The sequence below is a fragment of the Gimesia sp. genome (assembly GCF_048262075.1).
Lineage (GTDB): Bacteria > Planctomycetota > Planctomycetia > Planctomycetales > Planctomycetaceae > Gimesia.
On sequence record NZ_JBLXFK010000016.1, the window covers coordinates 62,633 to 77,740 of the forward strand.

Here is a 15,108-nt window from a genome sequence, read left to right on the forward strand (position 1 = left end):
ATGTGCGCTCAAAATGATAAAAGTGATATCATAATGATGCTTGTTTATCAGCTGTTTTCGGCAGTTTCCTGCAGGTCATGAGCGGGACAGGATGTCTGGGGATCAGCCATTTGTCCGAATGGTCATGGCTTTGATCGGGGCGAGCAGGCGACTTAAGTCACGAACACCATCGATGGTCATGGAGATTTCCTGCTGAAGTTTCTCGGTATGAGAACCATAGCCCAGGCGTCTGGCGAGGAACTCGAACTCTTCCTGATCTTGAGGCGGGACAGTTAAATCCTTTGCGTTACCTCTCACCATGCGCAGTGCATCGATGAGCCTGCGGAGGAATATATAGGCATTCCGTAGTTTCACATAGTCATCAGGACTGATTAACCCCAGTTCTTTGAGTGAGTCAATCCCTTCCAGTGTATTCGTCGTTCGTAAGCCTGGATTTCGATGGCCATAGGTGATTTGCAGACCCTGTATCAGGTATTCACAATCAACGAGTCCTCCATCGCCGAGCTTGGCATTGATCGTCCCCCCCTTGACGAGTTGCTGAATCTGTTTTTCACGCATGGCCAGCATGGCAGCGACATCGAATGGTTTCCCGCCATAGATGATGGAATCCCTCATTCGGACAATCTGGTTTCCGAATTCTTCATCAGCGGCGATCGGGCGCAATTTCACCAGTGCCTGTCTTTCGTATGGCCACGCTGCTCCTTCATGAGAAAAATAACTCTGGAAGGCTTCGGCTGAAACGGCCAGGCTGCCTGCTTGCCCATAAGGTCGCAGCCGGAGATCGATCTGGAAAATGCCTTCACTTCTAGCCTTGATCATCTTGCTGAATTTCTCAACCAGTTTCAGATAGTATTCATTATTGGTGATCACTTCAGGCCCGGTCGTCTGCCCGGAACCTTCATAAATAAACATCAACTCAATATCCGAGGCGAAGCCCAGTTCACGGCCGCCACACTTACCCAGGGCACAGATGGAAATTCGACAGGGGGCTTCCGTCTCCAGTTGAGGAACGCCATACCGTTCCTGTAGCTGCAGATCACAGATTTCATATGCACCCTGGACGACGACTTCAGCGACATCAGTCAGTTCATCTGAAAACTGACCAAATTCAGAAATGTGTCCCAGAATATGTCGCATATCAGTACGTAACATAGCCCGGTCTTTGAATGCGTTCAGGCGTTCCTGTTGATCTTCGGCAGAAGTTGCCTCTGCCAGTTCGCGTGCGAGTTCTGCTTTTAACTCTGCAAAGGAAATGCGATTTTTCAACTCTTCCACGTTAGCGACTACCGGGAAGAGGTTCGAGTGCTGCAGCCGCAGGAAGTCTTCCCAGAGAAAGTCACTTACGCCCAGCAATCTGGCCAATGCGCTGAGAACGCTGGTGCGTTCGAGCGATGAAATTTCTTCTACCCAGTTTGGTTGTTTAAACAAATGCTCGAGGAATTCGCGGAAATGCAGTAATGCAGCTTCCGGGTTAGGTGAGCGGGGCAGCAGATGGGTAAAATGCTTAATGAGTACGATGGCGGCCCGCAATCCCTGTTGTTGTGCTTCGGCACTGATTTTTTCCCCTTTGTCATCAGTGACATAGAGCACATCGCTGACTTTGGTTCCTTCAGAATCAATGACCATTCTGGCGATATCAATGCCACTCATGGAGAGTGCATTTGTCAGTTCGTAGAGGAAGCCGATCGTGTCCTCGGATTGAATTCTTAAGATGGTGTAGCGTGCATCCGTATCGTTATCCAGTTCAATTTCGACCGGATACAACATCTGGCTGACTTGCGGTAAATCGTGCAGAGCCGCCGCGACCCGCTTGGCCAGTTCTCCCACAGCCTCCTCAATTTTCCCTGTTTCTACTTTATGCAGCAGTTCTGTCAGATCGTTTTTATAGCTGATCCAGACAGACGGCTGGACGGCTGCATCAGATGCTTTGACATCGAGTACGATGACGAACTTGCGAGTATTCTTCGATTTTTCGCTGGGCTTGGGAGAGCGACTTTGGGAGGAGGTCGCAGGTTTGACCTTCTGATTGGTAAACAGGTGCCCTTGCTGAATATCAAAACCATAGACAAACAGCAGTCCACAGATCAGGGACAGGTCCCCGGTCTGATCGATGCCAACCATCGTGAGACGCACCCGGTTTTCCGGGATTTTCTCGGTTTGAAGTTCCACATTGTTGGTTTCGCTCAGCTTACGGGCCATCTGGCTGTGTTTTTCGATTTCCGCTTCATTAAAGACTTTCGTGTAGGAAGCAGCCATCATGCCGATCGGATTGCTCTCCTGCTCCGATTGGGCCGCGCGCAGACCGGAATCTGAGTTGGAAGCATGGATATACTTCTTGAAGATACTGCGTACTGCTTTACGATGTTGTTCGTAATACTGAACCAGTTGTTGGCCTTCCTGGAAATCGAGTCTGCGTGCCAGGTAGGCCAGTTCCCGCTCATCGGTGGGCATCCGATGTTCCTGGTTATAATGCATCAACTGCAGTGCGTGCTCAATTTTCCGGAAAAAGACATAACCACTGGTCAGGTGCCGATATTCGTCTGCCTGAATCAGGCCATGGTCGACGAGCCTGACCAGTCCATCGAGTGTGTTGATACTTCGAATCGAAGGGTATTTGGCTCCATTGGCCATCTGCAGGTATTGTGTGGTAAATTCCACATCACGGATGGAGCCTTTTCCCGATTTGACTTCGCCCCAGTCTTTGCCTTTCTTTTTCAATTCGGCTTCAATCCTTTGTTTCATTTCCAGAACGTTTTTACGCACTTCTTCCGGATCGCAATTGAAAATCTGTGGTTCAATCCGCCGAAAGAAATCCATTCCCAGATTCTGGTTACCGGCGATCACACGTGCTTTGAGCATCGCCTGTTTTTCCCACAAGCGACCATGCCTGGCAAAATAGTCGACATAAGCATCTACCGTGGTGACCAGTGCTCCCGATCGTCCCCAGGGGCGCAGCCGCATGTCAACACGATATAGAAAGCCTTCTGAGGTGGATTCCATCAGAGACTTGATCAGGCGTTGCCCGAGTTGCCAGTACTGGGTTGAGTTGTCACCAGCGATAAAGACAAGATCAATATCCGAGCTGTAGTTTAACTCTTCGCCTCCCAGCTTTCCGAATGCCAGTACGGCAAAGTCATCAAGTGGGAGTTTCAATTCTTCCGAGAGAATCGTCAAACAGGTCTGGACCAGACCGTCCGCCAGCAGCGAAAGCTGAACGGTAATGTTTTTCAGGTCCATTAAACCAAAGGTGTCACAGGCACCGATGCGCAGGAGTTCCCACCGCTGGAACCGACGTAAGATATCAAATATTTCAGCGGTCGATTTCGATTCCTGCCGTGCCGCCGCCATCGCCTCTGAATAAAACTGCTGCTGGCTTTTGAATTCGGCAATCCGGTTATAACGGGTCAGACGTTCCAGGTAATCAGGGTTTTTGAGCAGGATCTCTGTGAGAAACTGGCTGCCCACAAATAACCTGACCAGAATTTCAACGGCGCGTGGATTGTGGGTGAGAAAATTCAGCATGGTCTCAGGTTCAGAGACACTGTTGATGAAGCGTTCAAAGTTGATCAGAGATCCATCGGGAGTAGCAGCATCCGTCAAAGCCTGTAATAGTGTCGGCAGGATAAGTGTCAGTTCTTTGCGGATGCCTTCAGAGGTACACATCTCACGAATGCGGGTTAATGCACGCTCCTGTTCTGTAAAACCAATTCCAGCCAGAATCTGTTGTACTTCCGGATCTGTGACGGGAAGCTGCTGGTCCAGGAGTTTTGCTGCGTTGGAAAAGAGCACGGGTTTATTCATAAAAACGGCAGAACCTGCTGAGTGAGAGACCTGGGATTCAGGATTGTTTTAAATCATGGGACAGAAGTTTGCGAGTCTGCAGAGGTGTTGGATAACCTGCTGAATGTTGCCTGATGGAAATCCAGCTCACAAAAATCTTGTGATGTGTCAGGCAGTATTATAAGGCCGATGCCGATCCAAAAGTAGGTTCTCCTCCGTTGAAATTGTACGAAATCAGTTGGTTCATCAATTCTGAACAGTTGATACTTCTGTCAAAGTCAGAATTACTGAATCCAGTTGCTTTTCTGAACTGTTTATTTTACTCTGATTCTATGTGGTTTTCAGTGTCGCAGCTGAGCTGTGCCGAGTCTTCCAGTTATCTCAATCAGAAGAAAATCAATGATTTATCCTGAATCAGTCAGCCGTCGTCAGTTTCTCTCACATATGATTGCCACCACTGGTTCTGCTGCTCTGGCCGGACTTGCCTTTGCTGACAAAACAGAGTTTCCTCCGACACGTGTGATTACCAAAGGTCCCCGGCATCACTGGTTTGGATATTATGACAAACTGCAGTTTGATCCTGCCAGTCGCTATGTTCTGGGGATGGAAGTTGCGTTCGAGCATCGCTCACCAAAGGCCGATGATGTAATTAAAATCGGGATGGTCGATCTGCAGGATCAGGATCGCTGGATCGAACTGGGGGAATCTTCCGCCTGGAACTGGCAGCAGGGGTGTATGCTGCAGTGGCTGCCTGGATCTGAATCAAAAATTATCTGGAATGATCGAGAGCAGGGACAGTTCGTGAGTCGCATTCTGGATGTGAAAACCGGCAAAGGCCAAACCGTTCCTTCCCCGGTATATTCAGTGAGTCCGGATGGTAAAACCGCGATTACTCCTGATTTTCGCAGGATTCAGGATGTTCGGCCCGGTTATGGTTATCCTGGTTTTCCAGATCCTCATTTTAAGGATCTGGCTCCCCAGGATTCCGGAATTTTCAAAGTAGATCTGGAGACAGGTAAGTCAGATCTGATTCTGACACTGGAAGAAATTTCACGAACCGGAAATATCCCCAGGCAGCAGCAAGGCATTAAACATTACTTCAATCATCTACTGTTCAGTCCGGATGGCTCCCGCTTTATTACACTCCATCGCTGGCAGTATCCCAATGGCAAACGACTTTCGAGAATGGTGACAGCGAACCTGGATGGTAGCGATGTGCGTGTCGTGGTGGATAATGGTTATGTCTCACATTTTATCTGGCGTGATCCAAATCATATTCTGACTCAGTCGAAAGCGACTCCTGACAGCCCTGCTTGGGGTGATTTTCTGGTGAAAGATGAATCAAAGGGTAAGTTGCAGCAAGTCGGTAAAGGAGTTCTGGATAATGGCGGGCATCTGACCTATCTGCCGGGTAATGAATGGATCCTGAATGATACGTATCCCAAAGGTAAAACGCGAATTCAGACGCCTCATCTGTATCATGTCGCCTCGGGCAAACGAATTGACCTGGGACACTTTCATTCCCCTGCCATCTATACTGGAGAATGGCGAGTGGATACCCATCCCCGTTTCAGCCCTGATGCGAAGTATGTTTGTATCGACAGTCCTCACAAAAATGAGGGACGGCAGCTGCATTTGATTGATATCTCGGAGATCATCGGGCAAGCATGAAATCAAGGTTGGGTGTGGATAATTATTCCGTTGAGGTTTTCTCTTTGGCTGCCGGTTCTGGAGAATCTGCAGGGAGGGCTTCATGTGAGATATCCAGCTGGTAGAACTTATTTCTCGTCAAAGCACGTTCCAGCACACCCGTATCAACGTCACTTCTGTTCGTAAACGAAATTTCTTTTTTGTGAGGATTGAACTGGATGGATTTCTGGTCGACCCACACAAATCCTTTCAGACTGCGTTGAACTGATTCTTTAGCGTCATCACCGCCGTATACTCCGTAGAGGATGACATATTTCTGACGAGTCGTCCCCGTGGTCCCCGGAGCTGCCTTTGTTGCTGGAGTTGACATCTTGGCGGGTTTTGTTGTCGCTGAGCCGTAATTCTCGTAGTTCGTAATATTTTCGGGAGTGAGTCGAACTACAGAGGAAGAAATCAGAATTCCCACATCGGATAGTATTCTGATTACCTGAAGCTTTAGATCTTCGTCACCAGTGACTTTGATGAAAACCCATTGATCTTCAAAGTTGATTCGAAGTGATCCGGGAATATAGCGATCAATCAGTTTTAATTTTAGCTCCGCAAGCCGGAGCGAAGTAATTTTATTAAAAGTAAAACTGTTAACGGAGGAGATTTTGAATAGCAGGCCCTGGCTGTTGTGGTCCGCATTGGGATCATTGCTTAATTTTTCAGTGACGGGCGGATATTTATCCAATGTCACCGCATTGGTTGATTTATCATCTGCAAGGAGCTGTGATAAGTTTGCAGGGAGTTTGCCGGAAAACTTAAAACTGATTAACTGATTCTGCAGATCGAGTCGAACAGAGTCCTTAACATACCCCGCCACATACCGCTCAAAACCAGTCTCCATTTGATCTTCAATGGAGTTAATCCAGAAATCAGGATTGTTTTTAAGGGCAGTTGTATAAAAGTCATTATATCCCGCTACTTTAAAAATAGCTCTCTGTTGAGGAAGACTGGGGTCAGGTTTGGCTTTGGATGAACTGTTTTGAAATCGCGTTCTCAATTTTTCCATCCTGTCGCGAGCTGCCGCTCTTTGTTCTTTGATTGTTTTATTCATCTCCGCCATGGAATCAGGTCTCGCAATCGGAATGGAAGCAGGGCTTGAATCTGGCGTCGATTGAGGCGGGGGGGCTTGCTGTCCATCAATTCTTTTTTGAATCCACCTGATTCCCTGAGGAATTCCTTCATCAATCATGGTCTGGTAATGGTCGAAGCCATTGCTGGTGACCAGTTCAGCGTCGATTCCTTGTGTACGCAACTTAGCAGCAAACTTTTTGGTATTTGAGTAGGAAGTGACCTGGTCACCAACGGAATGAAATAAGAATACCGGGCAATTAATCTTTTCTGTATATCTAACGGGAGCCGAGACTCGAATAAAATCTTCCACATCGGGGATGATGCTTTTGAAGATGGGCAGGTTTTCTTGGAAAAAAGCCCGGGGATCAACAGCAGGTGCGTACGCCAGGCAACCTTTGAGTTGATAGGAACTATCCTGAAATGCTTCAGTGAAGTACTCAGCAAAAAGTAAAGCAAGTGTACCAGCAGAGCTATGCCCGGCGATAAAGATATTATCGCGGTCAATACCTGGAACCGTTTCTTCAGCCTGGAGAAACGCATTGATACAATTGATAATTCCAGCCTGGCTACTACGGAATTTCATATGAGCCGCAGCAAACTGATCGTTGGTTGTATTTTCGATGTCCCCAATATATCCATCGATAGAAAACGTGACGACAGCGAAGCCTGCTTTGATGTAGGGCTCATGTTCAGAGTCCAGAGAGGTATCTTTCAGTTCGATATCCATACCCGTTAAGAGGGTTGCTCCTGCAGGAGGAACCAGTATGCAGGGAACCTGTGTGTTCTCCGGAATGTTGGGGGGGAGATAAACCTTGAATTTCTGGGGATTACCCGTAGCGGTATTTTCACCGGGACAGACGAGATCATACACTTTACCCATGGAAGCCGTTTTGCGTTCCTGGAATACCTGATCGCCTTGCACTCCCTGGTGAGGCCATTTTGTTTCAAGCTGCTCAACAGCAGGGAGAGTCAATTTATTCGCATTTTTTAAATCTGCTCCTGCCGCCATTTGATCGTTCATATCAGCGGGAATGTCGGTGCGTGGAGCGATGAACTTGATCAGGATGAAGGTGAAAAAGAGAAGTACAATACCTGCTGCAACTAAAATCATAGGCAGGTATCGATTCGCCTGAGTTGATTCAGTTCCGGATCGTCTTGTTTTCGGATTCGCTGCAGATTTCTTATTTTTCTTTGGGGCTGATCTCTGGTCCGCTGGGCCGTTGCTTAGATCCTCTTCCCAGTTGTCAAATTCGTCGTTGGCCAGACTGTAGGATGATTCGCTTTCATCACCAAAGAAATCCTCTGCGAGACTCGGCGGCTTCGATTTCTTTTTTTTCGAACTCGACTTGATCGAAGCTGGCTCAGGGATGACAAAAGGGGACTCGCATTTGGGACATTTCACCTTTTTCCCAAATGCGGACCTGTTTTTAATTTTAAAGGAGGCCTCACAGTGGGGACACTTTATTGAGAGTGGATCTACCATTGGAGCATCTTTGGTGTATCAGATGAAATAATAAGCAATTGAGACAGTCTCGTTCCGTTTTTCCAGAGCGCATCACATTTCACCATAGTGTCTTCCGTGCTGTGACACTCGTTCCAAATGCTTCTGGAGACGTTACCGTAAAACGGGATGCAGTCTAAATGATTCTACTGCTTGCCAGTACACGATGCAATTTGGATCTGCTCAATTCCCAAGCCGGAGCTGATTCATGAGAGAGGACTACTCAGCTGATTTGGATGTATGTTCTACAAGAATCGATCTGAGTTCATGCACTTCCCGTTTCAGTTCATTAATCTCGTTTCGCAGTTGCTGTAGCGAGTTCTGAACTTCTTGATGGGGAGCAGGGTCGGGGTGGCGTACGCGTTCGAGGTGTTGCTGCAGGCGCTGCTGTTGCTCTTCTGCTTCGCGATGTACCTGGTGCGCCAGTTCGGGGAGGCCAGCTTCCTCCAGGTGTTTTGCTGCAACATGAATTTTCTGGATTCGGTGCCGTTGTTGATCCAGATGGTGTTCATGCTCTCGACGGGCTTGATGGTGACGCTTCCGGGAGAGTTCTTCAGCTTCCCGGTGAGGCGACTGATCTTTTTCCGTGGCAGAGCGATGTGTATGTGCTCGCTGTTTTTTAAGCTCCGCTTCTGTTTCCAGATATCGGTCGATTGCTCCCGAGAGAGAGTCCTCTGCTACCTGGGCGGGGGGCTGTGCTTCGACTTTTGTTTCAGCGGAAAAAGGATTCTCTGAATTCAGCAGACTGGCAAGTACGAGAATGACTAAAATAGTAGTGAGCGTCAACTTCATGGTTCACAGTTCCTGTGGCTTCGAGTGATGAAACGAGAAGGATTCATATCAACAGCGCGTTATCATACCTGCCCCTTAACGGGGAGTCGAGATATTCATTAAACGAATGTGTCACAAGCCTGCTGTGCAGATGTTGCCAGAGGTCTGATTAATTTCAGGCAGAGCGCTGTCGAACCTGTGCACTGAGCAGACTTTGGTATTGCGGGCAGGAATCAACGAGAACGTGATGCGGTCCCGTGGCTACGACCTTCCCGGAATCCATGACAACAACTCGGTTCGCAAATTCCAGCAGACTTTGGCCGACGGAATGTGTGATGATGAAAACGGTTCTGCCGGGCGAAAATTCTTTCAAGGCTTTATGAATCAGGATTTCGCTCTGGGAATCGATGGCGGAAGTCGCTTCATCCAGAATCAGAATTTCCGGATCGCGGAGTATCGCACGTGCGAGCGCAATTCTCTGCCGCTGACCGCCGGAGAGTTCATGGCCTTTCTCTCCCACATTATAATGCAGTCCGTCTGGCAATTGTTCGGCGAATTGCATTACATGAGATTTTCTGGCGACCGATTCAATCTCGTGCCGACTGGCATTTGGACGACCATAGCGGATGTTTTCGAGAATCGAATCATCAAACAGCATAGTTTCCTGGGAGACCACTCCGATATGGTTTCTCAGATCCTTCAGGCGGATATCCCTGATATCGACTTCGTTGATGAAGATATTGCCTTTATCGGGATCATAAAAGCGAGGCAGCAGATTGACGAGCGTTGATTTTCCTGACCCGTTTTCGCCCACGACGAGTACAACTTCACCCGCATTGATTTCCAGGTTGACTCCGTCCAGAATCGGGTCGTTATTCCGCGTCGATTCTTTGCGTTGCGCGTACGTGAAATCGATTTTGTTGAATTTGACAGTCTGCACCTCTGTCGGGAAGCGCTGCGGGGCATCAGTTTCTTTAACCAGGGTTTCACGGTCGACGATCTGAAAAATCCGTTCCAGAGCGGCGACGGTTTTTTTCAGCTTAGAATAAACGGAAGACATTTTTCGAGCAGGATCAGAAATCCCGGCCAGTAAAGCGTACATCATGGAAAGCGTGGCAATATCCATGGGAGCAGAGGAGAGCTGGATCCCCCAGATTTCCGTCTTTTGACGCAGTACCAGGTAAGAGCCTGGAATCAATGCGATGAAAATGGCCATTAATCCCAGCATTTCGGTAGTGGGGCTGGTCAGGGAATCGATGCGGAGAATTCTCAGTGCTTTCTTGAAGAACTCTTTGTTCTCATGATGAAAGCGGTTCCGGTGTTTGCGTGCGCCGTTGAAGGCGATGATTACTTTGGAACTTTCGAAGGACTCTTCCAGAGTTTTGTAAATCCGCGACATGCTTTCCATCATCTTCTGGCTGGCATGTTTCAGAGTTTTTCCGATTTTATAAAACACGATGGCTATCAGGGGAGCGAACACGAAAGAGAGCAGAGTCAGTCGCCAGTTCACCATGAACGCGAAGATCACACAGGCGAGCGCCTTCAAAGGTTCACGGATGATTTTTCCCCCCATCAGTGTTAAACCCTGTGAGAGTTGCTGCATGTCAAACGTGAAACGCGACATAAGCGATGCCGTCCCCTCATCAGAGATACTCTGATAATCCAGATCGAGAACTTTACGAAAACATTCTTTACGAATCGCCATGGTCACCAGTTCCACGACTCCACCAACCATAACATCCTGCGTGAAGATACAAATGCCTTTGATCAAAGTGGTGACCAATAGTAACCCCAGAATCAGTACGAAGGTGTCAAACTGATCTTCGGGGATACGGCTGATAATGTTCGTCTGGATCCACTTCAAGACCAGCAGTTTTTGTGAAGCAGAATTCAATTTGGTCTGCTGGCGGGTATGCTCACTGAGCAAATCGACGGGGGCGGCAGCCAGGTCGGTTTGTGTGAGCGTGGTGTCAGATTTACTCTCCTCAGATTTATCTTTTGGATTTTGAGACTGAATCGAATTTGAGAGATCCTTCAAGACTTTTGATTTATCCTGAATGATTTCTTCTGTCTCACTGATCTGTTCCTGTACGTACCCGCCTAAGGTTTCGCCCTGCAACAGGACTTTAACTACCAGAAATGTGACGGAAAGATTTGCTCCCCAGAGGACGGCTACCATGATGGCAAAAAAGAACGAAACAACCAGTCGTCGACGGTAAGGCCAGACATAATGTATTAATCGCGTAAAACTGTTCACAGGATTCACTCTGGTACTATGGTTATGTTGTGTTGTGCTAAGGTTATAAATAACAGTGGGTTACGTTCTGTTATTAGATGCCGGTTTCAGAACTGTCAGGGGTTCTGGATCGGCGGCAGCCTGATGAAGCCCGTGAATTAAACTAGGAATTGCAAATCAGGTCCAGACGAGATTTTAAGTTCTGTGTATCTGGACAATTTGCCAGAGGTTTCAAGCAGCTGAATGAGGCATGATTGGTGCGAGAAATGCGAACTAATTCCGGATCTGACGTGTCGTGGGTAGAAGCATTTGTGTGAATATTGTGATATGCTGCCAGCCGGCGGTCTGCGTTTCTACTTCCCTGCTATTACAATTCCGGCGATTGTATTCTGCGCTCATTTACCCTGAATCGGATTGTGCAAGATGGACTCCTCGTCCCTTGAAAATCAGAATGACTTAGCACGACCGGGAAGTCTACGTGAACTGGCGAATGTGGCGATACCTTTGGTACTGAGCTGTGGTTCGCTGTCCATTATGCATGTCGTGGACCGTATCTTCCTGTCATGGTGGTCGACAGAAGCAGTGGCCGCTGCTTTACCCGCTGGTATGATTCAATGGGCGATCATGTCAATTGCGATGGGTATGGCGACATATGTGAACACCTTTGTCGCGCAGTACGAAGGTGCGGGCCAGAAGCAGCGTGTTTCAGAATCGGTCTGGCAGGGATTTTATGTGGCACTGTTCTGGGGAGGCCTGCTGTTACTGGGAATCCCTCTCTCCAGCACCTTTTTTCACTGGATTGGACACGCAGCTGAAATCCAGGAACTGGAAGTTGATTATTTTGCGATACTCTGTCTGGGATCAGGTCCCTCATTAATTTCGATGGTACTTTCCTGTTTCTATACTGGACGCAGCAAGACTATGGTCGTGATGTGGGTCAATCTGGCGAGTGTGCTCGTCAATATGATTCTGGATTACCTGCTGATTTTTGGTGCAGGGCCGATACCTGCCATGGGAATCAAAGGGGCCGCGATTGCGACGGTACTGGCTAATGTCGCAACGATGATATTTTATGCTGTGATTATCTTTGCCAGACATGAAGCCCGGGAATATGGCTTACTGAATCACTACCACTGGAATCAGAGTCTGCTCCTGCGATTGATCCGCTATGGATTTCCCAATGGGATGCTGTTTTTCGTCGATATCATTGGCTTCACCCTGTTTGTGGTTCTGGTTGGTCGAATCGGAAAGATTGAGCTGGCGGCCACGACGATCGCCTTCAATCTGAACTCGCTGGCATTTGTCCCGATGATGGGAGTCGGAACGGCCGTGATGACTCTGGTCGGAAAACGTATCGGTGAGGGGCGACCTCAACTGGCCGTCACGACCACCTGGAAAGCCTTTATTGTTTCGACTTTATATATGTCCGTTTTTGCGGTCATTTATGTGGGGTTGCCAGAAATACTTCTCAGTCCGTACCAGCCGGAAGTCATGACAGAAGAATTTCAGCAGGTCAAGCAGATGACAGTTGTCCTGTTGCGATTTGCTGCTCTGTTTTCATTATTTGACGCGCTGGCTGTGATTTTCGGATCGGCGATTCGCGGAGCCGGCGACACCCGGTTTTGTATGATTTATTCTCTGGTCACAGGCTGGGCCATCATGGTCATTCCCACGTTTCTGATCTGGAAATACGCGAATGAAAAGATCTTTGGCAGCTGGACTGCCTGTACGGCATATATCGGCGTGCTGGGATTTGGGTATCTGATTCGCTTCCAGGCAGGACACTGGAAAAAGATGCGGGTCATTGAAGATCACTTTTCGACAACGGAAGTCGAAGAGGAAGAGCAGGAGCAATCCATTCAGGAAGCATTGTCCTGACTCAGCGACGGAGATTCCAGCGCTCCGTCGCATATTTATTTTGGACCAGTTGCTGCACACTCTCAAGAGGCAATACGGGTTCTGGTTCATATGCCTGCCAGGTTTCGATCAGGGAGTCTGTGAGCCGAGCCGGGGCGATGTTGTAGTTTGTGACAAACTCAAGATGAGGCCGCTGCGAACGATATTCAGGCTCACGTTCAGGCCCGGTTAGATAACGGGGAATGCGATCGAGGTCAAAGTCATAGAGAATGGTACCATGATGCAAGAGTGTGGTCGTTAACCACCGCTGGGAATTCCCGGAAAATTTGTGCCCCTTTACGGTCAGATCACTGATGCCACGCACTTCGACAGTCAGTTCCGGTTTGAGCTGATTGAGAGTTCCGGAGATATGGTCCAATATTTCTCGCGTGGTGGCTTCGATGCCGGCCAGATGCTGTTCGGCTGTGATTCGTAGAAAAAGCGAATAGATAAAACAGCCGGGACCCAGTAAAACGGTTCCCCCCCCCGTGCAGCGACGGAGTACGGGAATCTGATCCTGCAGGCAGGCTGCCTGATTCACATTTTCAGCGACCTGATTGGAACTGCCCAGGACGACTGCATATTGATCCACTTCCCAGATTCTCAGACAACCCAGCGAATCCTGTTGATTGATCTGATACAGAAGGCTCTCATCAAGTGCCAGATTTTCAGCAGGAGTGGATAGAGTCGTGTCAGAAAAGTGGCAGCGGAAATCAGGCATTTCAGAAGTTAAGAGCTCGTTTGTCGACTGCCAGTGCGGCTTCTTTGACGGCTTCTGCCAATGTCGGATGGGCGTGGCAGCAGCGGGCGATATCTTCGCTGCTGGCACCAAATTCCATGGCGACGGCACATTCGGCAATCAAATCTCCGGCGCGAGGTCCCAGGATGTGAACCCCCAGGATGCGGTCCGTCTGCTTGTCTGCCAGCATCTTGACTTTGCCTTCGGTCTGCCCCATGGCGCGGGCGCGACCATTGCCCATGAAGGGGAAGACTCCTTTACGGTATTCGATGCCTTCTTCTTTGAGTTGTTCCTCGGTTTTCCCGACAGCGGCAATTTCCGGATTTGTATAAGCGACACTGGGAATTGCATCGTAGTTGACGTGTCCATAACCTGTGACCAGGCGTTCGGAGAATGCGACTCCTTCGTCTTCTGCTTTATGTGCCAGCATGGCTCCACCGATGACATCACCAATGGCGAAAATGCCTTTGACGGCAGTTTCATAATGGGCATTCACGGGAATGAAACCTCGTTTATCCAAGGCAATACCGATTTCTTCGAGGCCCAGATTTTCCGTATTCGGACGTCTGCCGACCGCAACGAGAACACGCTCACAGCGAATGGATTTCGCGTCTGCAATTTCGACATCACAGGTTTTGCGATTTGCTTTGACTCCGGTCACCCGGCAGCCCAACTGGAATTCAATCCCCTGTTTTTCGAAGATCTTCTGTGCCTCTTTGGCAATTTCTGCGTCCGTGGTGGGCAGGATGCGATCCAGGTATTCCAGTACGGTGACTTTGGCTCCCAGGCGACTCCAGACGGCCCCTAATTCCAGGCCAATCACACCGCCGCCGATGACGACGAGATGTTTGGGAACCTGCTCGTAGGAGAGCGCTTCCGTACTTGTGCCCACACGATCGCCATCGAGTTCGATTCCGGGTAACGTAGATGGTTCACTGCCCGTGGCAATCAGAATGTACTTGGCTTCCAGTTCGGTTTGTTCATCGCCATTATCAACAGAAACTTTTCCGGGAGCTGTGATCGTGGCATGACCGGAATAGCGGGTGATTTTGTTTTTCTTGAACAGGGAATCAATGCCGCCACCCATGGTTTTGACCGTTCGGTCTTTCTGGCTGAGCATTTTCTCCAGATCAAGAGACAGCGAACCAACGTTGATACCACGATCTTTGAATGTGTGTTCTGCTTCTTTATACAGTTCACTTGATTCGAGCAGCGCTTTACTGGGGATGCAGCCGACTCGCAGACAGGTGCCACCGAGCATGCGTTCTTTTTCGATGCAGGCGACATTCAAACCCAGTTGAGCAGCACGGATCGCTGCAATATAACCACCGGGGCCAGCACCGATAATAACCAGATCGTGGTTCATTTTCTCATTTTCCTGTGATGACAGGAAACCTTTCCAAGCCTCTTAAGATG

Annotated in this window: 8 protein-coding genes and 1 pseudogene; 2 read left to right on the forward strand and 7 right to left on the reverse strand. The window is 48.8% G+C overall.

All coding sequences use genetic code 11. The features are described from left to right. Positions 1-102: 102 nt before the first annotated feature. Positions 103-3,801, reverse strand: coding sequence for a glutamine synthetase adenylyltransferase (locus ACN0YH_RS23920; RefSeq protein ID WP_417382115.1), 3,699 nt, complete (start codon positions 3,799-3,801; stop codon positions 103-105). A 378-nt stretch (positions 3,802-4,179) separates the two neighbouring features. Here ACN0YH_RS23920 and ACN0YH_RS23925 point away from each other — a divergent pair, with 378 nt between their 5' ends. After that, complete coding sequence (locus ACN0YH_RS23925; protein WP_417382116.1) at positions 4,180-5,451, forward strand: hypothetical protein; 1,272 nt, start codon at positions 4,180-4,182, stop codon at positions 5,449-5,451. Positions 5,452-5,473: 22 nt separating this feature from the next. On the opposite strand, the gene ACN0YH_RS23930 is transcribed toward ACN0YH_RS23925, so the two are convergent. The 4 genes and pseudogenes from ACN0YH_RS23930 to ACN0YH_RS23945 form a co-directional block, all read right to left on the reverse strand. After that, positions 5,474-7,660 carry a prolyl oligopeptidase family serine peptidase gene (locus ACN0YH_RS23930; protein WP_417382179.1) on the reverse strand — a complete coding sequence of 729 codons (2,187 nt, stop codon included), beginning with the start codon at positions 7,658-7,660 and terminating at the stop codon, positions 5,474-5,476. A 279-nt stretch (positions 7,661-7,939) separates the two neighbouring features. Further along, positions 7,940-8,032, reverse strand: a pseudogene (locus tag ACN0YH_RS23935) (MJ0042-type zinc finger domain-containing protein); the annotation flags it as partial. 237 nt (positions 8,033-8,269) lie between these two features. Beyond that, positions 8,270-8,842: a hypothetical protein gene (locus ACN0YH_RS23940; RefSeq protein WP_417382117.1), complete on the reverse strand. Its 573-nt coding sequence runs from the start codon at positions 8,840-8,842 to the stop codon at positions 8,270-8,272. Between the two features lie 154 nt (positions 8,843-8,996). Next, positions 8,997-11,078 carry an ABC transporter ATP-binding protein gene (locus ACN0YH_RS23945; protein ID WP_417382118.1) on the reverse strand — a complete coding sequence of 694 codons (2,082 nt, stop codon included), beginning with the start codon at positions 11,076-11,078 and terminating at the stop codon, positions 8,997-8,999. Positions 11,079-11,480: 402 nt separating this feature from the next. Between ACN0YH_RS23945 and ACN0YH_RS23950 the strand changes: the two genes are divergently transcribed. Continuing rightward, positions 11,481-12,935: an MATE family efflux transporter gene (locus tag ACN0YH_RS23950; RefSeq protein ID WP_417382119.1), complete on the forward strand. Its 1,455-nt coding sequence runs from the start codon at positions 11,481-11,483 to the stop codon at positions 12,933-12,935. Position 12,936: 1 nt separating this feature from the next. Here the strand turns inward: ACN0YH_RS23950 and ACN0YH_RS23955 are convergent, their stop codons facing one another. Further along, entirely contained in the window at positions 12,937-13,674 is a 738-nt protein-coding gene (locus tag ACN0YH_RS23955; protein WP_417382120.1) for a lipoate--protein ligase family protein, read from the reverse strand. A gap of 1 nt (position 13,675) precedes the next feature. Next, the gene (lpdA, locus tag ACN0YH_RS23960; protein ID WP_417382121.1) at positions 13,676-15,058 is read right to left on the reverse strand and encodes a dihydrolipoyl dehydrogenase; all 1,383 of its coding nucleotides are present in this window, start codon (positions 15,056-15,058) and stop codon (positions 13,676-13,678) included. Positions 15,059-15,108: the final 50 nt, after the last annotated feature.